We start from the raw sequence: 25,677 nt of genomic DNA on the forward strand, positions 1-25,677 counted from the left end.
AAGTAAAAAACGCCTGAGCTAGCGGACTAACCCAGGCGTTCTTGCATGCGATTCGGCTTACTTGCGCAGACCCAGCTTGGCGATCAGCGCGGTGTAGCGGTCGGCGTCCTTGGACTTCAGGTAGTCCAGCAGCTTGCGACGGCGGCTCACCATGCGCAGCAGGCCGCGACGACCGTGGTGGTCCTTGGCGTGCGTCTTGAAATGCGGGGTGAGTTCGTTGATGCGGGCGGTCAGCAGCGCGACTTGCACTTCGGGACTGCCGGTATCGTTGGCGGCACGGGCGTTGTCCTTGACAACTTCGGCCTTGATGGAGGCTGCGATCATTGGTTTTTTCCTTGTTCCGGGATGTTTGACTTGCGGTGTGCGCTGGAACTGCACGCACCGTGCGCATTTGCGGATGCAAAGCTTTGGGATTATAGCCCGCCTCGGCTTCGCACACTGCGCTATGGCGCGGCCAGCCAGGTCCGGAGGCGTTCGAAGCCCTGCACGAGACGCTGCGGATCCTTGGACGCGAAGCACCAGCGCAGCCAGCCCTGGGCTTCGGGCGCGAAGGCGTTGCCGGGGGCGAGGCCGAGACCGGCCTCGGCGACCAGGCGCTTGGCAACGGCCAGCGAATCGCCGAAGCCTTCGAGTTCGAAGAACGCGTACATGCCGCCACGGGGCGGCTGCACGCGGATACGGGGCATGTCGGCCAGCAGCGGCACCAGAGTGTCGCGGCAGGCCTTGAGGTGCGCGACGACGCGCGGCGTGATGTCCTCGCTGTGGGCGAGCGCGGCGACGCCGGCGCGCTGGGTGAACACGCTTGCGCACGAGGTGTTGTATTCGATCAGCTTGCCCATGGCGTCGACCAGCGCCTGCGGCAGCACCAGCCAGCCGAGCCGCCAGCCGGTCATCAGGAAGCTCTTGGAGAAGCTGTGCGCGACGACGAGCCGGTCGTCGGCTGCGGCGACATCGAGGAAGCTCGGCGCGCATCCGTTGGCGGTCGACTCGAAGTACAACCGCTCGTAGACCTCGTCGGCCAGGATCCACGTGCCCGTGCGGCGGCAGTGCGCGAGGATCGCCTGCTGCTCGTCGCGCGTGAGCGTCCAGCCGGTCGGGTTGTTGGGCGCATTGACGATCAGCACCTTCGTCGCAGGGCCGATCGCGGAAAGCAGGGCCTCGAGATCGAGCATCCAGCGCCCCTCCCTCGGCACCAGCGGCACGCAGCGCACGCGCGCACCGAGGATCGCGGGCTGCGCGATCAGGTTCGGCCATACGGGCGTGACCGCCACCACCTCGTCGCCGGCGTCGATCAGCGCCTGCGCGGCGAGCATCAACGCGCTGACGCCCCCCGAGGTGACCGCGATGCGCGATGCATCGACCACCGGGTGATGCGCGCTCATGTACGTCGCGATCGCCTCGCGCAGTTCGGGCAGGCCGAGGTTGTGGGCATAGAAAGTCTCGCCGCGCTGCAGCGAATCGATTGCCGCCTGACGAATCACTTCGGGTGTCACTTCGTCGCTCTCGCCGAACCAGAAGGCCAGCACGTCGCTGCGCCCCAGGCCGGCATTGGCGACCTCGCGGATCTTGGAGGCTTCGAGGTTGTGAATCGCTTCACGCATCGGATCGGTTCCTTCCGGCCATCAAGGTCTTTGCATCTTGCAGGTGGTCGGCATCTCGGCCTGCCCGGCGGTGAGCGTCTTCACGACGCGAAAGCCGTACCCGGACCCTTCGACGTCGAACTTCACGCCGGGCGCGCCCTGCCTGTCCATCACGCCGACCACCAGCGGCTGCTGGAACTGATGGTCCACGGCCCGCATGCGGCCACGCTGTCCCGCGACGGTGACGTCGGCCTGTTCGAGCGCGCGCGCCACGGCCACGGTGTCGACGCTGCCCGCGCGCTCCATCGCCTGCACCAGCGCCTCGACCATCAGTCGCATGCGCATGTGGACATAGTCGTCGGCGGGCTTCGGGAAGCGTTCTCGGAACGCGCGATAGAACGCTTCGGATTCGGGTGTCGGCACGTTGGGCAACCAGTCGGCGACGGCCAGCACGCGGCCGATGCCGGCGTCGCCGATCGCCGCCGGCGCGCCGAGCGCATTGCCGTAGAAGGTATAGAAGGTGCCGTTGAAGCCGGCCTCGCGCGCCGCCTTGACGAGCAGCGTGAGGTCGTTGCCCCAGTTGCCAGTGATCACCGCCTGCGCGCCGCTCGCGAGGATCTTGCTCGCGTAGGGCGCGAAGTCCTTCACGCGGCCCATCGGATGCAGTTCGTCGCCGACGATCTGCACGTCGGGGCGCAGCACGCCGAGTTCGCGCCGCGCCTCGCGCAGCACGGCCTGGCCGAAGCTGTAGTCCTGGCCGATCAGGTAGACGCGCTTGAGCGCCGCATCGCCCTTCACCACGTCCATCAGCGCAGCCATGCGCATGTCGGCATGCGCGTCGAAGCGAAAGTGCCAGAAGCTGCAGCGCTCGTTGGTGAGTATCGGATCGACCGCCGCATAGTTGAGGAACAGCACGCGCCGCGACAGGTCGCGCTCGTTGTTCTTGTCGATGGCATCGAGCAGCGCGGCGGCGGTGGCCGACGAGTTGCCCTGCAGCACGACGCGCGCGCCGTCGTCCATCGCGGCGCGCAAGGCCGAGAGCGCTTCCTCGTTCTGCCCCTTGCTGTCGTAACGGTCCAGTTGCAGCGGCCGGGCGCCGCCGGGCAGCTTGACGCCGCCGCGCGCATTCACGCGTTCGACAGCCCACAGGATGTTGCGGAAGACGGCCTCCCCGGTGTTGGCGAAGGGCCCGCTCATGCTCTCGATCAGCGCCAGCCGGATGGGCGCCGCGGACTGGGCATGCACCTGCGCGATCGCCGGTGCGCATAGCGCCAGGGCGCCGATTTTCAAGGCCCTTCGGCGCCAAATAAAGCTGGAGTTCATTGTCTTGAAACGCGCGCCGCCATGCCTAGATGAAGTGGCAAGCGGCACTCAGGTTGAAACGCCGCGCAGTGTACGGGACACACATTCCTTGTCCCTCTCGTTGTGTTCATTCAGGAGTCTTCACCATGTTTTTCGCACCCGCCATTCGCACCTCCCGCTTCGTTCCGCGCACCTACGACCGCAGCTTCGAGCGCTTCGTGAACGATGCCTTCTCCACCGCCACCGCACGCCAGGCGCTCAATGTCGAGCAGGATGAAAAGACCTGGACCCTCACGCTCGACGTGCCGGGCCTCTCGCGCGAAGACCTGACGGTCGGCATCGAAGGCGCCGTCGTGCGCATCGAGAGCAAGGCCGACGCCAAGCGCCAGTTCAAGGCCGCCTACGAGTTGCCGCAGGACATCGACGTCGCCGCCAGCGAGGCCAAGCTCGAGAACGGCGTGCTGACGCTGAAACTGGGCAAACGGGTGCCGGTCAGCAACGCGGCGCAACTTGCGATCAACTGATCCGTCTGCGCCTTCAAATCAAAAAAACCACAATATCCGGGCCGGTAACTTTTTGTTGCCGGCCCGACTTCATTTGATCTGACAATAAGTGCGGATAACGTCACGTTTTGTGGCGGTTTTTTCAATGCTGTACTCAAAATCTGCGTTCGCTTACCAGGCCCCGAAAGCCGCGGGTGAGGAGCACAAGACGAAGCGCCATGAAAACGCACTTGAAATTCGCAAACGACGGTTCGCGCTCGGAAACCCTCCTGGTGTTCCTGCCGGGTGCATTCCTGAAGCCTGAAGAGTTCGAGCGCGAAGGATTCGTCAACGCCGTGCGGGAACGCGACCTGGCCGCCGACGCGCTGCTGGTCGACGCCGACGTGTCGTACTACTACGACCAGACCTTCATCGAGCGCCTGCAGCAGGACGTCATCCAGCCCCAGCGGGCGCTGGGCTACAAGGCGATCTGGCTGGTGGGCATTTCCATCGGCGGCTTCGGCGCATTGATCCATGAGCTCGCCAAGCCGGGCACCGTCGACGGCATCGTCGCGCTGGCGCCCTACCTGGGCCGGCGCCCGATCGGCGCCGAGATCCAGAAGGCCGGCGGCCTGCGCAGTTGGAAGGCGCCCGAGGGCCCGCCGCCGGACGAGGAAGTCGACCGCAAGCTCTGGCCGTGGCTGCAGCAATATGCCTCCCCCAAGCCCGCCAAGGGCCTGCCGCCGCTTTACCTGGGCTTCGGCCTGAGCGATCGCTTCGCGGCCAACCATCGCCTGCTGGCGGACGCATTGCCGGCCGGCCGCGTGTTCACCACCGAAGGCGGCCACGATTGGCCGCAGTGGTCGCGGCTCTGGCGCAAGATGCTGGACGTGCTGCCGTTGCCCGCGCACGGCAAGGACATCGCGCCGCAGCCTAGGCGGCCAGCGCTGGAGCGGCCAGCGACGCCAGCGGCCATCGCGGCTTGACGTCGAAGGCATAGCGCTCGGCTGCCGCCTCCACACCGGACTGCAGGCGCATGGCCGCGGCCATGGCGATCATGGCGCCGTTGTCGGTGCACAGGTGCAGCTCGGGGTAGTGCACACGCACGCCACGCGCCGCGCAGGCGCTGTTCAATTGCTCCCGCAGCGCGCGATTCGCACCCACGCCGCCGGCCACCACCAGCCGTCCCAGGCCGGTCTCTTCGAGCGCGGCCAGCGACTTCTTCAGTAACACCTCCACGATGGCGGCCTGCGTCGATGCGGCGAGATCGGCCTTGCGGGCTTCGAGCTCGCTGCCGAGCTTCTTCGCCTGCGTGAGCACGGCCGTCTTCAGGCCGGCGAAGGAAAAGTCGAGGTCGCCGCTGTGCAGCAGCGGCCGTGGCAGCTTGAACGCCGTGGCGTCGCCCTGCTCCGCCAGCTTGGCCAGCCACGGGCCGCCGGGATAAGGCAGGCCCATCAGCTTCGCGCTCTTGTCGAAGGCTTCGCCGGCCGCGTCGTCGATGCTTTCGCCGAGCAGCATGTAGCGGCCCACGCCATCGACGCGCATCAGTTGCGTGTGCCCGCCCGACACCAGCAGTGCGACGAAGGGAAATTCGGGCGGATCCGCGCTCAGGAACGGCGACAGCAGATGCCCTTCGAGGTGATGCACGCCGAGCACCGGCCGGCCCAGTGCAGCACCCAGCGCGCAGGCCACGCCGGCGCCCACCAGCAGCGCGCCCGCCAGGCCCGGCCCGCGCGTGTACGCGACCACGTCGACCTCGGCCAGCGTTCGGCCGGCTTCGTCGAACACCGCCTGCGCGAGCGGCAGCACGCGGCGGATGTGGTCGCGGCTGGCCAGTTCAGGCACCACGCCGCCATAGGCCTGGTGCATGGCGATCTGGCTGTGCAGCGCGTGCGCGGCCAGACGCGGCAGGCCGCTGGCACCGGCTTCCACCAGGGCCACGCCGGTTTCGTCGCACGACGATTCGATTCCCAGAACGAGCATGCGGCGAGTGTAGGGGGCGCCCGTTTTCGGGGCACGAATGTTGCTCCATGCCCCTATGCCCTCCTCCCGGACCCGCGATCCGCGCCCCTGCAGCGCCCGACGATGAAATCCGGCCCGAATTTCCTGATGGCCGCGCTGCGCTGCGAGATCGACGCGCTGGAGCAGCTCGCACGCACCAGCGAACTGGTCGGCGCCATCGGCCGGCTGGTCCATGCGCTGCAACGCGAGCGCGGGCTGTCGAACCTGCTGCTGGGTTCGCGCGGCCAGGGCTTCGCGGTCCAACGCAGTGCGCAAGTCGTCGAATGCGTGCGGATGGAGCGGGCGGTGCGCACCGGTTTCGATCGGCTCGAAACGGACGCCGGCCGCATCGGCAACGGCGCCCGCCTCTTCAGCCGCATCGCCTGGGTGCTGCCCGGCTTGGACGCCCTGCCCGCGCTGCGCGGCCGCATCGGTGCGACGGAGATCGATGCCGCGCAGGCCACCGCGGCTTTCGTCAAGCTGATCGCCGGGCTGCTCGCGGTCGTGTTCGAGGCGGCCGACGGCGCGACCTCGCCGGAGATCTCGCGCCTGCTGGTCGCGATGTTCAACTTCATGCAGGGCAAGGAATTCGCGGGCCAGGAACGCGCCTGCGGCGCCGCGGCCTTCGCCTCGGGCCACAACGACAGCGCGCGGCAGCAGCACTGGCTGCACCTGATCGAGTCGCAGGAACGCTGCTTCCAGGTTTTCGCCGAGTTCACGGCTTCGCACCCGGGCGAACTCCGGCCCACCGACCGGCCTGCCCTGCAGTTCGCCGAGCTGGAGCGCTTTCGCCGCATCGCCTGCGCGGCGCCCGCGGGCGTGGCGCTCGACACGGGCCTGAGCCAGGCCTGGTTCGACTGCTCGACGCACCGCATCGATGCGATGAAGGATGTCGAAGACCGCCTGGCCGCCGACCTGCGGCAGCTGTGCGCGCAGAAGACCGCGCAGGCGCGCGCGGACCTGCAGGTGCACGAGGCGCTGCTGGCCCGGCTGGTGGGCGACGCGGATGCGCCGGCCGACCTGTTCTTCGGCGATGCGGCCGCGTCGCCGCCGTCGGCGGGCACGACCGTCTACGGGCGGCAGCTCGAACGCTCGATCCTCGAGATCGTGCAGGAGCAATCGCATCGGCTGCAGGCGATGAGCGACGAGCTCGACACCGTGCGCGCCGCCCTCAACGAGCGCAAGCTGGTCGAGCGCGCCAAGGGACTGCTGATGGCGCACCGCCGCCTGAGCGAGGAAGAGGCGCACAAGATGCTGCGCCGGACCGCGATGAACCAGGGCCGTCGGCTGGTCGAAGTGGCGGAGTCCGTACTTTCAATGGCCGAATACCTGGAATGACTGAAATGGTGCACGAACGTGCGCTTCGGCTGGCACGCAGCTTGCAATCCCGAGAGCCATAGACCGACGAAGGTCTTCAGACAGGCGGCATCCAACGACGGGTGCGGCCCATCGACCGGACAAAGGCGTCCCCATCCCGCAAGGGCTCGTCATCGAGCGAGCCCCGGCGTGATGAGGACGCCTTTTCGTTTTGCGCTTTCGTGATGTGTCCCTTTCCTTTTCGGAGTTCGTCCCATGACCGATTCGTTGAAACCCGCACTGAGCCGCCGCCGCATCCTGCAAGCTGCGGCCGCGGGCGTCGCCGGCCTCGACCCCGCGCTGCGCGCAGCCGTCTGGGCCCAGGGCTCGGACAAGCCCGAGAAGGAAGAGGTGAAGATCGGCTTCATCCCGCTGACCGACTGCGCCAGCGTCGTGATGGCCTCCGTGCTGGGCTTCGACAGGAAGTACGGCGTCAAGATCGTGCCCAGCAAGGAAGCCAGCTGGGCCGGCGTGCGCGACAAGCTGGTCAATGGCGAGCTCGACATGTCGCATGTGCTCTACGGCCTCGTCTACGGCGTGCACGTGGGCGTGGGCGGGCCGAAGAAGGACATGGCCGTGCTGATGGGCCTGAACCGCAACGGCCAGGCGATCACGCTCTCGAAGGCGCTGGCCGACAAGGGCGCGGTCGATGCGCCGTCGCTGGCCAGGGTGATGGCGAAGGACAAGCGCGAATACACCTTCGCCGGCACCTTCCCGACCAGCACCCACACGATGTGGCTCAACTACTGGCTGGCCACGGCCGACATCAGCCCGGTGAAGGACGCCAAGGTGATCGTCGTGCCGCCGCCGCAGATGGTGGCCAACATGCGCGTCGGCAACATGGACGGCTTCTGCGTCGGCGAGCCCTGGGGCCAGCGCGCCATCATGGACAGGATCGGCGTCACCGCGATCACCACGCAGGACATCTGGAAGGACCATCCCGAGAAGGTGCTCGGCACGCGCGCCGAGTTCGTCAAGGCCAACCCGAACACCTGCCGAGCCGTGATGATGGCCGTGCTCGAAGCCGGCAGGTGGATCGACGCCAACCTGCAGAACAAGAACAGGATGGCCGACGTGGTGGCCGAGAAGTCGTACATCAACACCAGCGTCGATGCGATCAACCAGCGCATCCTCGGGCGCTACGACAACGGCATGGGCAAGACCTGGGACGACCCCAACCACATGAAGTTCTTCGACGACGGCGCGGTCAACTTTCCGTACCTGTCCGACGGCATGTGGTTCCTGACCCAGCACAAGCGCTGGGGCCTCCTGAAGGAGCACCCGGACTACCTCGCGGTGGCCAGGCAGATCAACCAGATCGACCTCTACAAGGAGGTCGCCGGCGCGATGAAGGTCGGCGTGCCGAAGGATCCGCTGCGCACCAGCAAGCTGTTCGACGGCGTGGTGTGGGACGGCAAGGATCCGAAGAAGTACGCCGATTCATTCAAGGTCCATGCCTGAGGAGCCCGCCATGGTCAGTGCCGTCTTCCATGCCCCGCCCCTCGATGCCGGCCAGCCCAGGCCGGTCGCGGCCAAGAGCGCCGTGCCGGTGCGCCCGATGATGTCCGCCGCGCCGCAGCAGGCCGCGAACGAAACCGTGGCGCGCACACCGCGCGACTTCAACCTGCTGTGGCAGCGCGTGCTGCCGCCGCTGCTCGGCTTCGCGCTGCTGGTCCTGGTCTGGGAACTGGTGGCGATGAAGAGCAGCAACGGCTTCCCGTCGCCGCTGCAGACCTGGAAGGAAGCGCTGGTCGTGTTCAGCGATCCGTTCTACAGCAACGGACCCAACGACCAGGGCGTGGGCTGGAACGTGCTCTCGTCATTGCGGCGTGTGGCGCTCGGCTTCGGCCTGGCGGCGGCGGTCGGCATCCCGGCCGGCTTCGCGATCGGGCGCTTCGACTTTCTCGGGCGCATGTTCAATCCGCTCATCAGCCTGCTGCGGCCGGTCTCGCCGCTGGCCTGGCTGCCGATCGGCCTGCTGGTCTTCAAGGGCGCGAATCCCGCGGCCATCTGGACCCTCTTCATCTGCTCGATCTGGCCGATGATCATCAACACGGCCGTCGGCGTGCAGCGCGTGCCCGGCGACTACATGAACGTCGCCCGCGTGCTGAATCTTTCCGAATGGAAGATCCTCACGCGCATCCTGTTTCCCGCCGTGCTGCCCTACATGCTGACCGGCGTGCGGCTGGCCGTCGGCACCGCGTGGCTGGTGATCGTCGCGGCCGAGATGCTGACCGGCGGCGTCGGCATCGGCTTCTGGGTCTGGGACGAGTGGAACAACCTCAACGTCGCCCACATCATCATCGCGATCTTCGTCATCGGCATCGTCGGGCTGGTGCTCGAGTTCGCGCTGATCAAGGTCGCCACCGCATTCACGTTCGAGGAGGTGAAGGCATGAACGACGACGGCAAGTACATCGCGATCCAGGGCGTCGAGCAGCGCTTCAGGACGCCCAAGGGCAGCTTCCTCGCGTTGCGCGACATCGACCTCGATGTCGCCAAGGGCGAGTTCGTCACGCTGATCGGCCACTCGGGTTGCGGCAAGTCGACGCTGCTGAACCTGATCGCCGGCCTCGGCACGCCGACCCGAGGCGTGCTGCTGTGCGCCAACCGGGAGATCAAGGGCCCCGGCCCCGAGCGCGCCGTGGTGTTCCAGAACCATTCGCTCTTGCCCTGGCTCAGCTGTTTCGAGAACGTGTACCTCGCGGTCGAGCGCGTGTTCGCGGCGACCGAGAGCAAGGCGCAGCTGCGCGCGCGCACCGACGCCGCGCTGGCGCTGGTCGGCCTCGCGCCGGCCGCGCAGAAACGCCCCGGCGAAATCTCCGGCGGCATGAAGCAACGCGTCGGCATCGCGCGCGCGCTGTCGATGGAGCCCCGGGTGCTGCTGATGGACGAGCCCTTCGGCGCCCTCGACGCGCTGACCCGCGCCCGGCTGCAGGACGAGCTGCTCGCGATCGTGCACAAGACGCGCAGCACGGTGGTGATGGTCACGCACGACGTCGACGAAGCGGTGCTGCTGTCGGACCGCATCGTGATGCTGACCAACGGCCCGGCGGCCACCATCGGCGAGGTGCTGAGCGTCGACCTTGCGCGCCCGCGCGATCGCGTCGAACTGGCCGAGGATGCAGCCTACCTTCGCGCCCGCAAGGCCGTGATCGATTTTCTCTACACGCGCCAGGCGCACGTGGAGCAGGCCGCGGCCTGAACGCCCGCACGCGCACCGCCCGACGCCGCGCGCACGACGGAGTCAGGACATGATGACCTGCAGGCTGTGCTCGTACGAAGCCGTGAGCTGCTCGAAGGTGGCGACCAGCGCATCGCTGGCGCGCACCAGCGCGGCGCGCCCTTCGGCGCTGTCGGCGCCGTGCACGCCGCGCACCAGCCGCAGCCATTCGTCGCGCGCCGCCGCCAGCTCGGCGCGGATCTCGGGCGAACTCAGCGGCGCGCGCTCGAGTTCGAGCAGCGCCGCCTCGAACGCATCCATGGTCGCCACGAGCCGATCGCGCGCGCCATGCGCGGGCGCCATCGATGCCAGCAGCGCATCCTTGGCCAGCCGTTGCACGCGCATGCGCTGGCGGCCGCAGATGTTGACGATGCGCAGCGCGCGCCGCCCGCCGGAGGCCTCCAGCACATCGGTCAAGGCCTCGGCAGCTGTCAGCAAGGCTTCGGCGCATGCGTCGATCCCGGCCAGCGCGGACGGCGCCATGCGGGCCGCGAGCGCCGTCGCCAGGGCTTGCCAGGCCTGCTGCGCATCGGCCAGCGCGCGTGTGCCGACCGCGTCGAGCGCGAGCGTTCCGAGATGATCGAGGTTGGCCTGCACCCGCTCGGCCGATTCGGTGCGCAGCGCCCTGCTGCGCCGCGCATCGATGCCGGCCATCGATTGCGCGGCCAGCCGCGCCAGGCGCTGCGAGAGCATGCGCAACTGGCCGGCGCGGTTGACCGCATCGGCCCATTGCGTCGCCTCGACCACCGAGCGCGAGACTTCGCCCAGGCGCAGATTGGCATGCATCGCGGCGCCGCGCAGCAAGCCGAAGGCCTCGTCCTCGCCGATGCCGCGCGCAGCCATCAGCAGACCTTTGGCGCGATCGATCCACTTGCGCTCGTCCAGACGGGTGCGCATCGCGCCGAGTTCGGTGCGCAGCGCGGCCTCGCGCTGCCACCGCGCCGCTGCCCGCGCGAGCAGCGCACGCAGCGCACCGGCATCGAGGGTGTCGATCGCTGTCCAGGCCTGCACGCCGAGTGTCACCAATGCCTCATGCAGCGCGCCATCGAGCGGCGCGCTGGCCAGGCTCAGCGCGCACGGCGGTGTACCGGACCAGGCCTGCAGTGCCTCGATCAGCGCGGGCATCGGCGCGGACCAATGGATCAGTACATGCTGCGGCGCCAACGCGCGGACCTGGCGCCCCATGTCGCCATGGCCGACGCAGCCGATCAGCACGAGCCCGGCCTGTGCAAGGATCGCGCGCAAGCCCTCGGGCAGTTGCGGGTCGACAGCTTCGTCCGGCAGGACAACAAGAAGGGAATTCATCGCGGGGCGTTGGACAGACACACGAGCATAGGACACGGGGGCCGGCGCAGGCAGGCATGCGTCTTGCGTGATGGGGACTGCGGTGTAACGAAGCACCGCTTTGGTGAAGACGCGGTCCCGCGTCCCTTCCGGCCGCACGCGCGCCGGACACCCTTCACGCCGACAGCGTCAGCAGCCGCCGGCACACCGCCCAACCCCGTCCGACGACACGGCCCGCCAACGGCCGCGCCGCGGCATTTCGCATCGAATGCCATGTCCAGATTCAAGACCTTCCTGCATGCCGGCCACGGGCCGACGCTGTTCTCGGCCTTCCTGTACTTCACGTTCTCGTGCTGCATCTGGGTGCTCAACGGCGCCATGGCGCCGTTCATCGGCGAGAGCTTCCATCTCTCGCCGGCGCAGAAGGGGCTGATGCTGTCGGTGCCGATCATCGCCGGCGCACTGATGCGCTTTCCGCTCGGCATCCTGTCGCAGTACATCGGCCGCAAGAACGCGACGCTGGTCGAGATGGGGATGATCGCCATCGCGATGCTGTACGGCTTCTTCATGGTGCACAGCTTCAACGACCTGCTCGCGATGGGCGTGCTGCTGGGCATCGCGGGCGCGAGTTTCGGCGTCGCGATGTCGCTCGGCTCGGGCTGGTTCCCCGCGCAGCACAAGGGCCTTGCGATGGGACTGGTGGGCGCGGGCAATGTCGGCACCGCGGTGTCGGTGCTGGTGGCGCCGCCGCTGGCGCAATGGCTGGGCTGGCAGAGCGTGTACGGCATCGCCGCGGCCGCGATCCTGATCCCGATGGTCGTCATGGTCGTGTTCGCCAAGGAGCCGCCCGATGTCGACAGCCACGCCAGCCTGCGCGCGCATGTGGCCTGCCTGTTCGAGAAGGACGGCTGGGCCTTCAGCCTGATCTACGGCATCACCTTCGGCGGCTTCATCGGCCTCACCACCTTCCTGCCTTCCTACTACTACGACCAGTTCGGCGTGAGCAAGGTGCAGGCCGGCGAGTTGACCATGCTGGCCGCGTTCATGGGCGCTGCGGTGCGGGTGGCCGGCGGATGGATTTCCGACCGCTGGGGCGGCGTCAACACGCTGACGCTGGTGCTGGTCGTCGTGGCCGCGGGCTTGGCGCTGGTCGGCGCCTCCTCGGCCTCGCTGGCGCTCACCACGCTGCTGCTGATCGTGTGCTTCGCGGCGCTCGGCGCGGGCAATGGTGCGCTGTTCCAACTGGTGCCGCTGCGCTGGCCCGCGAGCACCGCGGTGGCCGGCTCGATGATCGGCGAGATCGGCGCGCTGGGCGGCGGCCTGGTGCCCAACGCGATGGGTCTGTCGAAGCAGTACATGGGCAGCTACCTCTGGGGCTTCGCTTTCTTCGCCGCGCTGGCGCTGGTGATGCTGGGCGTCATGCGCGTGATGCAGGCGCGCTGGACCCGCACCTGGGCCGGCAAGGGCGGCCTGGCCCGGGTCGACGTGCATGCGGCACCGGCGCGCCATCGCAACGCCGGCGCATCGCTCAGTCCCGATCTCCGTCTGCTCGATTCCATGAAAGGTCCCACGCCATGAAGAAACTGAAACTCGTGATGGTCGGCAACGGCATGGCCGGCGTGCGCACGCTCGAAGAGCTGCTGAAGATCGAGCCCGATCTCTACGACATCACCGTCTTCGGCGCCGAGCCGCATCCCAACTACAACCGCATCCTGCTGTCGCCGGTGCTGGCCGGCGAGCAGACGGTCGACGAGATCGTGCTCAATACGCGCGAGTGGTATGCCGACCACCGCATCACGCTGCACACCGGCAAGAAGGTGGTCGAGGTCGACCGCGTGCGGCGCATCGTGCGCGCCGAGGACGGCACCGAGGCCGCCTACGACCGCCTCTTGCTGTGCACCGGCTCCAATCCCTTCATGCTGCCGGTGCCGGGCAAGGACTTGAAGGGCGTGATCGCCTACCGCGACATCGCCGACACTGACTACATGATCGAGACCGCGCGCACCCACAAGAACGCGGTGGTGATCGGCGGCGGCCTGCTGGGCCTGGAGGCGGCCAACGGCCTGATGCTGCGCGGCATGAAGGTGACGGTGGTGCACGTCATGCCCTGGCTGATGGAGCGCCAGCTCGACGACGTCGCCGGCAAGCTGCTGCAGAAGTCGCTGGAGGACCGTGGCCTGAACTTCCTGATCGGCGCACAGACGCAGGAACTGGTCGGCAACGAGGCCGGCCGCGTCACCGCCATCCGCTTCAAGGACGGCACCGAGGTCGCGGCCGACCTGGTGGTGATGGCCGTCGGCATCCGACCCAACACCGAGCTGGCCGAGAAGATGCGCCTGCACGTCAACCGCGGCATCGTCGTCACGGACACCATGCAGACGGTGACCGACGCGCGCATCTACTCGGTCGGCGAATGCGCGGCGCACCGCGGCATCGCCTATGGCCTGGTCGCGCCACTGTTCGAGCAGGCCAAGGTGGCGGCCAACCACCTGGCGCAGTTCGGCATCGGCCGCTACCTCGGCTCGCTGACCTCGACCAAACTCAAGGTCACCGGCATCGACCTGTTCTCGGCCGGCGAATTCATGGGCGGCGAAGGCACCGAGGAAATCGTCATGAGCGACCCGGTCGGCGGCGTCTACAAGAAGCTGGTGATCAAGGACGACAAGCTGGTCGGCGCCTGCCTCTACGGCGACACCGTCGACGGCAGCTGGTACTTCAAGCTGCTGCGCGACGGCCGCAGCGTGCAGGACATCCGCGACAAGCTGATGTTCGGCGAATCCAACATCGGCGACACCGGCCACGAGGGCCACAGCAAGGCCGCGTCGATGGCCGACGAGGCCGAGGTCTGCGGCTGCAACGGCGTGACCAAAGGCACCATCTGCAAGGCGATCAAGGACCGCGGCCTGTTCACGCTCGACGAGGTCAGGAAGCACACCAAGGCCAGCGCATCGTGCGGCTCGTGCACCGGGCTGGTCGAGCAGATCCTGATGTTCACCGCCGGTGGCGACTACTCGGCGACGCCGAAGAAGAAGGCCGTCTGCGCCTGCACCGACTTCAGCCACCAGGACGTGCGCGACGCGATCCGCAAGGCGCATTACCTCACGCACGAGGCGCTCTACCGCGGCCTCGGCTGGCGCACGCCCAACGGCTGCGCGACCTGCCGCCCGGCCGTCAACTACTACCTGATCAGCACCTGGCCGAAGGAGGCGAAGGACGATCCGCAGAGCCGCTTCGTCAACGAGCGCAGCCACGCCAACATCCAGAAAGACGGCACCTATTCGGTGATCCCGCGCATGTGGGGCGGCCATACCACGCCCGACGAGCTGCGACGCATCGCGGACGCGGCCGACAAGTACAAGATCCCGACCGTCAAGATCACCGGCGGCCAGCGCATCGACTTGCTGGGCGTGAAGAAGGAAGACCTGGAGAACGTCTGGAAGGACATCGGCATGCCCTCGGGCTTCGCCTACGCCAAGTCGCTGCGCACCGTGAAGACCTGCGTCGGCAGCGAGTGGTGCCGCTTCGGTACGCAGGACTCGACGCAGATGGGCAAGGACCTCGAACGCGCGCTGTGGGCGATGTACTCGCCGCACAAGGTCAAGCTCGCGGTCTCCGGCTGCCCGCGCAACTGCGCCGAGGCCGGCATCAAGGACGTCGGCGTGATCGGCGTCGACTCGGGCTGGGAGATCTATGTCGGCGGCAACGGCGGCATCAAGACCGAGGTCGCGCAGTTCCTGGTCAAGGTGAAGACTTCCGAGGAAGTGATGCAGTACGCGGGCGCCTTCCTGCAGCTCTACCGCGAAGAAGGCTGGTACCTCGAGCGCACGGTGCACTACATCGGCCGTGTCGGACTGGACTACGTGAAGAAGAAGATCCTCGAGGACGCCGAAGGCCGCCAGGCGCTGTGGGAGCGGCTGCAGTTCGCGCTCGACGGCGAGCCCGATCCGTGGTTCGCGTCGAGCCAGGCCTCGGTCGACGTGCGGCAGTTCACGCCCGTTGCCGTGGTGCCGGCCGCCGAACGCACCGCACAGCCGGCCTGAAAGGAAGACATCCATGAGCGAATGGAAAATGATCTGCCGCGTCGACGACATCCCGGTACTCGGCGCGCGGCGCGTGGCACGGCCCGTGGGCGTGGACGTGGCGGTGTTCCGCAATGCCGAGAACGAAGTGTTCGCGCTGCTCGACCGCTGCCCGCACAAGGGCGGCCCGCTGAGCCAGGGCATCGTGTTCGGCACCAGCGTGGCCTGCCCGCTGCACAACTGGGCCATCGGGCTCGACGACGGCTGCGCGAAGTCGCCGGACGAAGGCTGTACGCCGCGCTTCGCGGTGAAGGTGGTCGAGGGCGTGGTGCATCTCGACGCGGACGAGATCGCCACGCATGCGACCGATCTCGAACGCCCCGCGGCCGGACCGAAGCGCGTCCTGTCACCTCTCCCTCTGGGAGAGGGCTAGGGTGAGGGCAGCGATGTTCCCAGTGGCGACGCCGTCTGCCCTCACCCCGACCCTCTCCCAGGGGGAGAGGGAGAAGCATGAAACGCGTTCGACCTGTCCCTACTGCGGCGTGGGTTGCGGCGTGATCATCGAGGCCGAGGGGGCGCAGATCACCGGCGTGCGCGGCGACCCCGACCATCCGGCCAACTTCGGCCGCCTCTGCACCAAGGGGTCGACGCTGCACCTCACGGCGAGCGCGGCGATCACGCGCCAGACGCGGCTGCTGCAGCCCCTGCGCCGCAGCGCGCGCCGCGCCGCGCCCGAAGCCATCGGCTGGGACGCTGCGCTCGACCTCGCCGCCGACAAATTCACCCAGGTGATCCGCGACCATGGCCCCGGCGCGGTGGGCTTCTATGTCTCGGGCCAACTGCTCACCGAGGACTACTACGTCTTCAACAAACTGGCCAAGGGCCTGGTCGGCACCAACAACATCGACACCAACTCGCGCCTGTGCATGAGCAGCGCGGTGGCCGGCTACAAGAAGACGCTGGGCGCCGATGCACCGCCGGCCTGCTACGACGACCTGAAGCATGCCGAGTGCCTGTTCATCGTCGGCAGCAACACGGCCTGGGCACACCCGATCCTGTACCGGCGCATCGAGGACGCGAAGGCCGCCGACCCGGCCTTGAAGATCATCGTCGCCGACCCGCGCCGCACCGACACCTGCGAGATCGCCGACCTGCACCTCGCGCTGCAGCCGGGCACCGACGTGATGCTGTTCAACGGCATGCTGCACCTGATGCTGTGGGAAGGCTGGACCGACGCGCGCTACATCGCGGCGCACACCAGCGGCTTCGATGCGCTCAAGGCCACCGTGCGCGACTGCACGCCCGACCGCGTGGCCCAGGTCTGCGGCATCGCCAAGGAAGATCTGCTGCAGGCCGCGCGCCTGTTCGCCACCTCGGCCGCGACGCTGAGCCTCTATTGCCAGGGCCTGAATCAATCGTCCTCGGGCACGGCCAAGAATGCCGCGTTGATCAACCTGCACCTGGCCACCGCGCAGATCGGCAAGCCCGGCGCCGGCCCCTTCTCGCTGACCGGCCAGCCCAATGCGATGGGCGGGCGCGAAGTGGGCGGACTGGCCAACCTGCTGTCGGCGCACCGCGATCTCGCGAACCCGCAGCACCGCGCCGAGGTCGCGGCGCTGTGGGGTGTGCCCGAGGTGCCCTTCAAGCCCGGCAAGACCGCGGTCGAGATGTTCCAGGCCGCCGCCGACGGCGAGATCCGCGCGCTCTGGATCGCCTGCACCAACCCGGCGCAATCGATGCCCGACCAGGGCACCGTGCGGCGTGCACTCGAGCGCTGCGAGTTCGTCGTCGTGCAGGAAGCCTTCTCGACCACCGCCACCTGCGACTTCGCCGACCTGCTGCTGCCGGCCAGCACCTGGGGCGAAAAGCAAGGCACCGTCACCAACAGCGAGCGCCGCATCTCGCGCGTGCGTCCCGCAGTGCCGGCGCCGGGCGAAGCGCGCGACGACTGGGCGATCGGCGTGGCTTTCGCGCGCCGCCTCGAAAGCCGGCTCGGGCGCACGGCCACGCTGTTCCCGTATGCCAGCGCCGAATCGGTCTGGAACGAGCACCGCGAGTCGACGCGCGGGCGCGACCTCGACATCACCGGCATGAGCTACGCGATGCTCGAAGCCGCGCCGCAGCAATGGCCGCTGCGCGAAGGCGAAGCCACAGGCCGCGCGCGCCTCTACGAAGACGGCGTGTTCTCGACGCCCGATGGCCGCGCCCGCTTCGCCGACACGCCCTACGCACCGGTCGCGGAAGCCCGCGAGGCGCGCTATCCCTTCTCGCTCAACACCGGACGATTGCGCGACCAGTGGCACGGCATGAGCCGCACCGGCACGCTCGGCCGGCTGTTCGGCCATGCAGCCGAGCCGACGGTGCAGCTGCATCCGCAGGACATGGCGCGCCGCCAGCTGGCCGAAGGCGATCTGGTGCACGTGACCTCGCGCCGTGGCTCGATCGTGCTGCCCGTCGCGGCCAGCACCGAGCTCGGACTGAGCCAGGCCTTCATCGCGATGCACTGGGGCGGCGAGTACCTGAGCGGCTGCTCCAGCACCGGCGAGCGCCTCGCGGGCGTGAACGCGCTCACCACCTCGCGCTTCTGCCCCGATTCGAAACAGCCCGAGCTCAAGCATGCGGCCGTGAAGGTGCTCAAGGCCGAACTGCCCTGGTCGCTGCTTGCCGCGGCCTGGCTGCCGCAGGAGGCGTCGCTCGACGTCGCCGCCGCGCTGCGTGCGCTGATGCCCTCCTTTCCCTTCGCCAGCTGCGTGCCCTTCGGCGCCGGCGGCTCGCTGGCGGGCGGCGGGCCGGAGCGTGCGGGCATCCTCTTTCGCGCGGCGGCGTACGAGGTACCGCCGGACGCGGTCATGACGCAGATCGAGCGCCTGCTCGCGCTCGGCGGTCCCGACGCGCTGCGCTATGTCGATGCCCGGCGCGGGCAACGGCGCACGGTGCGGCTGGTGCGCGAGGGCGCGGAAGCGCGGCTCGACGGCTTCCTGCTCGGCGGCGACACCAGTGCCGAGGCCTGGATCAAGACGCTGCTGCAGGACCGCCTGCCCGCACAGGCCTATGGCCGCCAACTGCTGCGGCCCGGCGCCGCAGCGCCCGCCGGCGTGGCGACCCGCGGCAAGATCGTCTGCGGCTGCTTCGGCGTCACGCAGACCGCGATCACCGGCAAGCTCGCGGCCGTCGCGGGCTCGGCTGACGATCGCCTCGCCGCGCTGCAGGGTGCGCTGAAGTGCGGCACCAACTGCGGCTCCTGCCTGCCCGAACTCAAGCGCATGGTGCGCGCGGGGGCCGCGCCGGCACTCGCGCCAGTGTCATGACGACACGCGCCATGCGCTCCCTGCCGACAGCCCTTGCCGCGCGCAGGGGCATAAGGCGCCCCTCTTTGCGGCATAAGCCATGCAGGACAATTCGCGAACCCATGGGAATCAGCCAGTACATCAAGGAAATCGGCCGCGGCGCGCGCGGCGCCAGGCCGCTCGACCGCGCGCAGGCGGCCGACCTGTTCGGCCAGGTGCTCGACGGCACGGTGACCGATCTCGAGATCGGCGCCTTCTGCCTGGCGATGCGCATCAAGGGCGAGACGCCCGAGGAGCTGGCCGGCTTCCTGGATGCGACGCATGCGCGGCTCGCCCTCTTTCCCGCCACGGGCCAGCCGCTGGTCGTGCTGCCCAGCTACAACGGCGCGCGCAGGCTGCCGGTGCTCACGCCGCTGCTGGCGCTGCTGCTGGCGCGCGAAGGCCTGCCGGTGCTGGTGCACGGCGCGGCCACCGAATCGACCCGCGTGCTGGCCTCCGGCGTGCTGGCCGCGCTCGACCTGCCGCCGTTGACCGCCATTCGCGCCATTGCCGACGGCGAGGCCGTGTTCGCGCCGACCGAGCTGCTCAGCCCGGGGCTCAAGCGCCTGCTCGACGTGCGCCGCGTGGTCGGCCTGCGCAACCCGGGCCACAGCGTGGTCAAGCTGATGCAGCCGAGCCAGGGCCCCTGTGTGGTGATCGGCAGCTACACGCACCCCGAGTACGCGCAATCGATGGCCGCGACCTTCGAGCTGCTGGGCATGAACGCCCTGCTCTCGCGCGGTCTCGAAGGCGAGAGCGTGGCCGACCCGCGCCGCACCGCGCAGGTCGATGGTTTCGTGCGCGGACGGCGCATCGCGCTGCAGGCGCAACAACCCGGCACGCTGGCCGAGGTGCCCGGCCTTCCGATTGACATCGACATCCGGACCACGGCCGGCTACACACGGCGCGTGCTGGCCGGCGAAGCGGCCGTGCCGCAGGCGATCGCGCAGCAGGTGGCGCAGATCGTGCAACTGGCGCAGCTTGCGCAACAGGTGGAGCCTTCATGAACCTTCTTTCCCATCGCGGCAGCTGCACCCTCGTCGGCGCCGGACCCGGCGATCCGGAACTGCTCACGGTCAAGGCCGTCAAGGCCATCCAGGCGGCGACGGTGCTGCTGGTCGACGACCTCGTCGGCGACGGCGTCCTGGCCTATGCGCGCCCCGGCGCGCGCATCGTCCACGTCGGCAAGCGCGGCGGCTGCAAGAGCACGCCGCAGGCCTTCATCGAGCGGCTCATGATCACCGCGGTGCAGGAGGGCGAGACGGTCGTGCGCCTCAAGGGCGGCGACCCTTTCATCTTCGGCCGCGGCGGCGAGGAGGTCGAGCATCTGCGCGAGGCCGGCATCGACGTGCAGGTCGTCAACGGCATCACGGCCGGGCTGGCCGCCATCACCTCGCTGGGCGTGCCGCTCACGCACCGCGACCATGCGCAGGGCGTGGTGTTCGTCACCGGCCATGCCAAGACCGGCCATGCGGCCGCCGAGCATCCGACCGACTGGCGCCAGCTGGCCGCGACGGCGCGCGATGCACGGCTCACGCTGGTGATCTACATGGGCGTCTCGGGCGCGGCCCACATCCAGGACGAACTGCTGCACGGGCTGCCGGGCGAGACGCCGGTGGCGGTGATCCAGCATGCGAGCCTGCCGCAGCAGCGGCACATCGCGACCACGCTCGACCGGCTGCGCGAGGACATCGCCGCGGCCGGGCTGGCGAGCCCGGCCGTGATCGTGGTCGGCGACGTGCTGCGCGGTCTCGCCGCAGCCGGCCTTCCCGCCACGCGCTTCGGCACCTGAATCGGCCGTTCGGCCTGTCGGCGGATTCCGGCCGCCATCCTAGAATCGCCGAGCCCACGAACAACGGGCGGAGGACGGGATGCTGGAACTCGACAAACTCAACGAATTCACCGAAAGCCACGGCGAACTGCAGCGCGGCCGCGGCCTGGTCACAGGCACCATCGCGCTCGCGCTGGGCATCCTGTGCTTTCTGGGCGTGCTGGCCTTCCACTTCCCGCAGTACCTGACCACGCCCGAGCTGCGGCGCAGCTACAACGTCGACGTGATGCGCTATCTGCTGCTGGCCGCGATGGTGACCTCGGGCGGCCTGGCGCTGGTCAACATCGTCTTCGACCGTTCGCGCTGGCTGTCGTCCTTCGCCTTCCTGCTGGTGGCACTGTCGGCGCTGCTCGGCGGCCACAAGGTGCCGGTCAACGACTTCGCGGACAACACGCCCTACATCGGCCTGGACTGGTTCATCCTCGACCTGCTGGGCTCGTCGCTGATCTTCATCTTCATCGAGAAGCTGTTCGCGCACCGCAAGGACCAGCCGGTGTTCCGTGCCGAGTGGCAGACCGATTTCCATCACTTCGTCGTCAACCACATGATCGTCGGCTTCGTGCTGCTGGCGACCAACCTGCTGGTGCACAAGCTCTTCGGCTGGGCCGCCAACGACGGCATCCGCGGCTGGGTGGCGGGCCTGCCCTTCTGGGCCGGCGTGCTCTTGATCATCCTGGTGGCCGACTTCGTGCAGTACTGGACACACCGCGCCTACCACGAGGTGCCGCTGCTGTGGCGGCTGCATGCGGTGCACCACAGCGTGAAGAGCATGGACTGGATGGCCGGCTCGCGCCAGCACATCCTCGAGCTGCTGATCACGCGCACGCTGGTGCTGGCGCCGATCTACGTGCTGGGCTTCAGCAAGGAAGTGATCGATGCCTACATCGTGGTGGTCGGCTTCCAGGCGGTGTTCAACCACTGCAACGTGAGCGTGCGCCTCGGCCCGCTGCGCTACCTGATCGTGACGCCGAATTTCCACCACTGGCACCACAGCCAGGACGACGAGGCGATCGACCGCAACTACGCCGCGCACTATGCGTTTCTCGACTATCTCTTCGGCACCGCCGTCAAGAGCACGCGCCTGTGGCCCGAGCACTACGGCGTGGTCGGCGACTATGTGCCGAACGGCTTCTTCAAGCAGCTGAAGTTCCCGTTCGTGTGGAAGGGATGACGGCGCGGCGCATGCACATGGGCGAGCGGCGTTGAGTTCGTTCGATGCCGTCGTCGTCGGCGCGGGCGCCGCAGGCCTGTTCTGCGCCGCCGTGGCCGGCCAGCGCGGCCTGAAGGTGCTGCTGCTCGACCACGGCGAGCGTATCGCCGAGAAGATCCGCATCTCCGGCGGCGGCCGTGCCAACTTCACCAACCGCGACCTCGACGTGCGCGCGCCGCAGCGCCATTTCATCGGCGACAACCCGAACTTCTGCCGCTCGGCGCTGTCGCGCTACACGCCGCAGCAGTTCATCGCGCTGGTCGAGCGCCACGGCATCGCCTTCCACGAAAAGCACAAGGGCCAGCTGTTCTGCGACGGCCCTTCGCAGCAGATCATCGACATGCTGCTGGCCGAGTGCGCCGGCGGCAGCGTCACGCACTGGCAGCCCTGCGGCGTGCGCGACATCGCCTTCTCGGACGAAGGCGGCTACCGGATCGACACCGACCGTGGTGAAGTCCGTACGCCCAAGCTGGTGATCGCCACCGGCGGGCTGTCGATCCCGCAGATCGGCGCCAGCGATTTCGGCTACCGCATCGCGGCGCAATTCGGGCTGCGCGTGGTCGCGCCGCGCCCGGCCCTCGTGCCGCTGACCTTCGGCGGCGAAGGCTGGGTGCCCTACGCAGGCCTGGCCGGCCTCGCGCTGCCGGTGCAGATCGAGACCGGCAGCCGGAAGGAGCGCATGGCCTTCGTCGAAGACCTGCTCTTCACCCATCGCGGCCTGTCGGGCCCCGCGGTGCTGCAGATCTCGAGCTACTGGCGGCCGGGCATGCCGCTCACGATCGACTTCGCGCCCGGCGTGGAGGTCGCGTCCGCGCTGGCCGAGGCCAAGCGGCTGTCGCGCAAGCGCATTGCCAACGAGCTCGCCGCGCTGGTGCCGTCGCGGCTCGCCGACGCCTGGGTCGGCCAGGATGCCGCGCTCCAGCGCCCCATCAACGAGGCCGCCGACCGTGCCCTCCACGCGCTGGCCGAGCGCATCGCGCGCTGGCAGATCACGCCCAGCGGCACCGAGGGCTACCGCAAGGCCGAGGTCACGGCCGGCGGCGTCGATACCCGCGAGCTCTCGTCGCAGACCATGGAATCGAAGCAACCCGGCCTCTGCTTCATCGGCGAGGTGGTCGATGTCACCGGCTGGCTCGGCGGTTACAACTTCCAATGGGCCTGGGCCAGCGCGCATGCGTGCGCCTCCGCCCTTTGAAAGCCTCCAACTCCACCGTCTCCAAGACCTCTTTTCCAGGGATACCGCGGATCCGGCTCCGCCGGTCCGCCGGTATCGCCCCCTCGAAGGGGGTGGGCGGCTACGCGTAGCGAGCAAGCCTGGGGGTGGTATATAATTTTTGGCTAACTTTGGCCTCCCCTCAACGGCCACACATGCTTTCAGTTGAGGAACCCGGCCCGGGGCCCGATCTTCCCCAGGCCAAATTCAACCCAACGATTTTTAAATGACCACCATCCGCGTTAAAGAAAACGAGCCTTTCGACGTCGCACTGCGCCGCTTCAAGCGCACCATCGAAAAGCTCGGCCTGCTGACCGACCTGCGCGCCCGCGAGTTCTACGAAAAGCCGACCGCCGAGCGCAAGCGCAAGAAGGCCGCAGCCGTCAAGCGCCATTACAAGCGCGTGCGCAGCATGCAGCTTCCCAAGAAGCTGTACTGAGCATCCGCTGCGCTGGCCCGAGGCCAGCGCCCGGTTCGCAAGCCGCGCCAGGGACACCTGTCGCGGCTTTTCTCTTTTGTCGACCGAAGGAAATCCACCATGAGCCTCAAGGACCAGATCACCGAAGACATGAAGACCGCGATGCGCGCCAAGGACGCCGAGCGCCTGGGCACCATCCGCCTGCTGCTCGCGGCCCTCAAGCAGAAGGAAGTCGACGAGCGCATCGTGCTCGACGACGCGATGGTGGTGGTCATCGTCGACAAGCTGGTCAAGCAGCGCAAGGATTCGGTCGCCGCATTCACCCAGGGCGGCCGCATCGACCTGGCCGACAAGGAAGCCGCCGAGATCAAGGTGCTGGAGGTCTACCTGCCCCAACGCATGGGCGCCGACGAGATCGCTACCGAGGTCAAGGCGATCGTGGCCGAGCTCGGCGCCAAGGGCCCGGGCGACATGGGCAAGGTGATGGGCGCGGTCAAGACGCGCCTGGCCGGCAAGGCCGACATGGGCCTGGTCAGCAGCGCCGTGAAGGCCGCTCTTTCGGGCGGCTGACCATGACGACACGCATCGTCCACAAGGCCTGTGCCTGCCTGGTGGACGGGCGCGGCCGGCTGCTGGTGTTCCATCACCCGGACGACAGGAACATCCAGTTGCCCAAGGGCACGGTCGAGCCCGGCGAGGCGCCCGAGGACGCCGTGCGGCGCGAACTGCTGGAAGAGTCCGGCATCCGCTACGCCGGCCCGTTGCAATCCCTCGGCACGCTCGACCGCGACTGCGAAGCCGGCGTGGAGGGCAGCAAGCGCCGGCATCCGCAGCTCTGGCACCTGTACCTGATGCGCGCCGAAGGCCCGCTGCCCGAACGCTTCGACCACATCGCCACGGGCAGCCCCGACGAAGAGGGCCTGGTCTTCAGTTTCAGCTGGCTGGCGTCGGATGCGTCGCTCGACGGCTTCGCGACGCCCTACGCGAATGCGATCGCCAAAGTCCGTGCAGCACTGTCCGCGACTTAGCTACCGGCAATCTTCATGCGGTTGATGAGCAGCGACCCGGTGGTCTTGGCACCGTAGTTGTACGCATCGGCACCGACCGCCTCGATGCCGAGCAGCATGTCCTTGAGGTTGCCGGCGATCGTGATCTCCTGTACCGGGAACGCGATGCGCCCCTTCTCGACCCAGAAGCCGCTCGCGCCGCGCGAATAGTCGCCGGTCACGTAGTTGACGCCCTGCCCCATCAGCTCGATCACGAAGAGGCCGGTGCCCAGCTTGGCAAGCATCGCATCCAGGTCGTCGCCTGCCTTCGTCAATCGCGAGGTCAGCGTGAGGTTGTGCGAGCCGCCCGCATTGCCGGTGGTCTTCATGCCGAGCTTGCGTGCCGAATAGGTGCTGAGGAAATAGCCTTCGAGCCGCCCCGCATCGACCACCTTGCGCCGCCGGGTGATCACGCCTTCGTCGTCGAAGGGCGAGCTGCCCTTGCCGCGCAGGATGTGCGGGTCCTCGGCCACATCCAGGTGCTTGGGCAACACCTGCTTGCCCAGCGAATCGAGCAGGAAGGTGCTCTTGCGGTAGAGCGCACCGCCGCTGACGGCCTGCACCAGCCCGCCGAGCAGGCCCGCGGCCAGCGGCGATTCGAACAACACGGGGCACTGCGTCGTCTTGATCTTGCGGGACTTGAGCCGGCTCAGCGCGCGCTCGGCCGCATAGCGGCCCACCGCCTGCGGGCTTGCAAGCTCGTCGGCCGATCGCATCGAGCTGTACCAGGCGTCGCGCTGCATGCCGTCGCCCTTGCCGGCGATCGGTGCCACCGAGATCGAATGGCGCGAGCTCGCATAGCCGCCGCGAAAGCCGTGCGTATGGGCGCTGAAGAAGTGGCTCTGCTGCGCCGAGACACCGGCCCCTTCGCTGTTGGTGATGCGCTTGTCGGTCGAGAGCGCCGCGGCCTCGCATTCGAGCGCCAACGCAGCCGCCTGCTCGCTCGTCACGTCCCAGGGATGGAACAGATCGAGATCGGGCTGCTCGCGTGCGATGTCGTCCGCGTCGGGCAGGCCGCTGACCGGGTCTTCGGCCGTGAAGCGCGCGATGTCGTAGGCCGCCTGGACGGTCTGCGCGACCGCCGCGTCGGAAAAGTCCGAGGTGCTGGCATTGCCGCGCCGCTTGCCCACATAGACCGTGATGCCCAGCGACTTGTCGCGGTTGCGCTCGACATTCTCGAGTTCACCCTTGCGCACCGAGACGCTCAGGCCGCAGCCCTCGGACGCCTCGGCGCCGGCGTCGGTGGCGCCCAGCCTTTTGGCGTGCGCCAGCGCCGAATCGACCAGGTTTTCGAAGAAGGAACGGCTGTAGGCGAAGCCGGAGTCGGCGCGCGAGGAAGATGTGCTCATGTGTTGGCTATGATACTTGCGCCCCTGTCCCCGACGGG

The 25,677-nt window shown here is 68.3% G+C and carries 23 protein-coding genes; 17 read left to right on the top strand and 6 right to left on the bottom strand.

Annotated elements, in window-relative coordinates; all coding sequences use genetic code 11:
• Window positions 1-57: 57 nt before the first annotated feature.
• From rpsO to E5P2_RS16260, 3 genes are all read right to left on the bottom strand, one after another.
• On the bottom strand, window positions 58-324 hold the full coding sequence (gene rpsO / locus E5P2_RS16250; protein WP_007837783.1) for a 30S ribosomal protein S15: 267 nt from the start codon (window positions 322-324) through the stop codon (window positions 58-60).
• Between the two features lie 119 nt (window positions 325-443).
• On the bottom strand, window positions 444-1,601 hold the full coding sequence (locus tag E5P2_RS16255; protein ID WP_162568161.1) for a pyridoxal phosphate-dependent aminotransferase: 1,158 nt from the start codon (window positions 1,599-1,601) through the stop codon (window positions 444-446).
• Between the two features lie 21 nt (window positions 1,602-1,622).
• Window positions 1,623-2,903 (bottom strand): branched-chain amino acid ABC transporter substrate-binding protein, encoded by a 1,281-nt coding sequence (locus E5P2_RS16260; RefSeq protein ID WP_162568162.1) that lies wholly within the window; start codon window positions 2,901-2,903, stop codon window positions 1,623-1,625.
• A gap of 125 nt (window positions 2,904-3,028) precedes the next feature.
• Between E5P2_RS16260 and E5P2_RS16265 the strand changes: the two genes are divergently transcribed.
• Together E5P2_RS16265 and E5P2_RS16270 are read left to right on the top strand one after the other, a co-directional pair.
• Complete coding sequence (locus E5P2_RS16265) at window positions 3,029-3,406, top strand: Hsp20/alpha crystallin family protein (protein WP_162568163.1); 378 nt, start codon at window positions 3,029-3,031, stop codon at window positions 3,404-3,406.
• Window positions 3,407-3,615: 209 nt separating this feature from the next.
• Window positions 3,616-4,350 carry an esterase family protein gene (locus E5P2_RS16270; protein WP_232080720.1) on the top strand — a complete coding sequence of 245 codons (735 nt, stop codon included), beginning with the start codon at window positions 3,616-3,618 and terminating at the stop codon, window positions 4,348-4,350.
• Here E5P2_RS16270 and tsaD read toward each other — a convergent pair.
• On the bottom strand, window positions 4,298-5,347 hold the full coding sequence (gene tsaD / locus E5P2_RS16275; RefSeq protein ID WP_162568164.1) for a tRNA (adenosine(37)-N6)-threonylcarbamoyltransferase complex transferase subunit TsaD: 1,050 nt from the start codon (window positions 5,345-5,347) through the stop codon (window positions 4,298-4,300). The two genes, E5P2_RS16270 and tsaD, sit on opposite strands and share 53 nt — an antisense overlap.
• A 102-nt stretch (window positions 5,348-5,449) precedes the next feature.
• On the opposite strand from tsaD, the gene E5P2_RS16280 reads away from it, so the two are divergent.
• The 4 genes from E5P2_RS16280 (at window position 5,450) to E5P2_RS16295 (ending at window position 9,925) form a co-directional block, all read left to right on the top strand.
• Window positions 5,450-6,703, top strand: a complete 1,254-nt coding sequence (locus E5P2_RS16280) for a nitrate regulatory protein (protein WP_162568165.1) — start codon at window positions 5,450-5,452, stop codon at window positions 6,701-6,703.
• Between the two features lie 234 nt (window positions 6,704-6,937).
• The gene (locus E5P2_RS16285) at window positions 6,938-8,182 is read left to right on the top strand and encodes a CmpA/NrtA family ABC transporter substrate-binding protein (protein ID WP_162568166.1); all 1,245 of its coding nucleotides are present in this window, start codon (window positions 6,938-6,940) and stop codon (window positions 8,180-8,182) included.
• 10 nt (window positions 8,183-8,192) lie between these two features.
• Window positions 8,193-9,119 (top strand): nitrate ABC transporter permease, encoded by a 927-nt coding sequence (gene ntrB, locus E5P2_RS16290; RefSeq protein ID WP_162568167.1) that lies wholly within the window; start codon window positions 8,193-8,195, stop codon window positions 9,117-9,119.
• A complete protein-coding gene (locus tag E5P2_RS16295) occupies window positions 9,116-9,925 on the top strand; it encodes an ABC transporter ATP-binding protein (protein ID WP_162568168.1) in 810 nt (269 codons plus the stop codon). Before ntrB ends, E5P2_RS16295 begins: the two co-directional genes overlap by 4 nt.
• A 42-nt stretch (window positions 9,926-9,967) precedes the next feature.
• Here the strand turns inward: E5P2_RS16295 and E5P2_RS16300 are convergent, their stop codons facing one another.
• A complete protein-coding gene (locus tag E5P2_RS16300; RefSeq protein ID WP_162568169.1) occupies window positions 9,968-11,248 on the bottom strand; it encodes an ANTAR domain-containing protein in 1,281 nt (426 codons plus the stop codon).
• A 252-nt stretch (window positions 11,249-11,500) separates the two neighbouring features.
• Between E5P2_RS16300 and E5P2_RS16305 the strand changes: the two genes are divergently transcribed.
• The 11 genes from E5P2_RS16305 (at window position 11,501) to E5P2_RS16355 (ending at window position 24,272) form a co-directional block, all read left to right on the top strand.
• A complete protein-coding gene (locus E5P2_RS16305; RefSeq protein WP_162568170.1) occupies window positions 11,501-12,805 on the top strand; it encodes an MFS transporter in 1,305 nt (434 codons plus the stop codon).
• Window positions 12,802-15,267 carry a nitrite reductase large subunit NirB gene (gene nirB, locus E5P2_RS16310; RefSeq protein WP_162568171.1) on the top strand — a complete coding sequence of 822 codons (2,466 nt, stop codon included), beginning with the start codon at window positions 12,802-12,804 and terminating at the stop codon, window positions 15,265-15,267. The genes E5P2_RS16305 and nirB overlap by 4 nt, the downstream gene beginning before the upstream one ends.
• 13 nt (window positions 15,268-15,280) lie before the next feature.
• Entirely contained in the window at window positions 15,281-15,679 is a 399-nt protein-coding gene (nirD, locus tag E5P2_RS16315; RefSeq protein ID WP_162568172.1) for a nitrite reductase small subunit NirD, read from the top strand.
• Window positions 15,680-15,692: 13 nt separating this feature from the next.
• The gene (locus E5P2_RS16320; RefSeq protein ID WP_162568173.1) at window positions 15,693-18,554 is read left to right on the top strand and encodes a nitrate reductase; all 2,862 of its coding nucleotides are present in this window, start codon (window positions 15,693-15,695) and stop codon (window positions 18,552-18,554) included.
• A 101-nt stretch (window positions 18,555-18,655) separates the two neighbouring features.
• Window positions 18,656-19,579 (top strand): DNA-binding protein YbiB, encoded by a 924-nt coding sequence (gene ybiB, locus E5P2_RS16325; protein ID WP_162568174.1) that lies wholly within the window; start codon window positions 18,656-18,658, stop codon window positions 19,577-19,579.
• Complete coding sequence (cobA, locus tag E5P2_RS16330; protein WP_162568175.1) at window positions 19,576-20,364, top strand: uroporphyrinogen-III C-methyltransferase; 789 nt, start codon at window positions 19,576-19,578, stop codon at window positions 20,362-20,364. Before ybiB ends, cobA begins: the two co-directional genes overlap by 4 nt.
• Before the next feature lie 79 nt (window positions 20,365-20,443).
• Entirely contained in the window at window positions 20,444-21,574 is a 1,131-nt protein-coding gene (locus E5P2_RS16335; protein WP_162568176.1) for a sterol desaturase family protein, read from the top strand.
• A 31-nt stretch (window positions 21,575-21,605) separates the two neighbouring features.
• Window positions 21,606-22,808: an NAD(P)/FAD-dependent oxidoreductase gene (locus tag E5P2_RS16340; RefSeq protein ID WP_162568177.1), complete on the top strand. Its 1,203-nt coding sequence runs from the start codon at window positions 21,606-21,608 to the stop codon at window positions 22,806-22,808.
• A 244-nt stretch (window positions 22,809-23,052) separates the two neighbouring features.
• Window positions 23,053-23,265, top strand: coding sequence for a 30S ribosomal protein S21 (rpsU, locus tag E5P2_RS16345; RefSeq protein WP_007833691.1), 213 nt, complete (start codon window positions 23,053-23,055; stop codon window positions 23,263-23,265).
• Window positions 23,266-23,364: 99 nt separating this feature from the next.
• Complete coding sequence (locus E5P2_RS16350; protein WP_162568178.1) at window positions 23,365-23,814, top strand: GatB/YqeY domain-containing protein; 450 nt, start codon at window positions 23,365-23,367, stop codon at window positions 23,812-23,814.
• 2 nt (window positions 23,815-23,816) lie between these two features.
• A complete protein-coding gene (locus tag E5P2_RS16355; protein ID WP_162568179.1) occupies window positions 23,817-24,272 on the top strand; it encodes an NUDIX domain-containing protein in 456 nt (151 codons plus the stop codon).
• On the opposite strand, the gene pmbA is transcribed toward E5P2_RS16355, so the two are convergent.
• A complete protein-coding gene (gene pmbA, locus E5P2_RS16360) occupies window positions 24,269-25,639 on the bottom strand; it encodes a metalloprotease PmbA (RefSeq protein WP_162568180.1) in 1,371 nt (456 codons plus the stop codon). The two genes, E5P2_RS16355 and pmbA, sit on opposite strands and share 4 nt — an antisense overlap.
• Window positions 25,640-25,677 lie beyond the last annotated feature (38 nt).

Source organism: Variovorax sp. SRS16 (assembly GCF_901827165.1).
In the GTDB taxonomy this organism is placed as follows: domain Bacteria; phylum Pseudomonadota; class Gammaproteobacteria; order Burkholderiales; family Burkholderiaceae_C; genus Variovorax.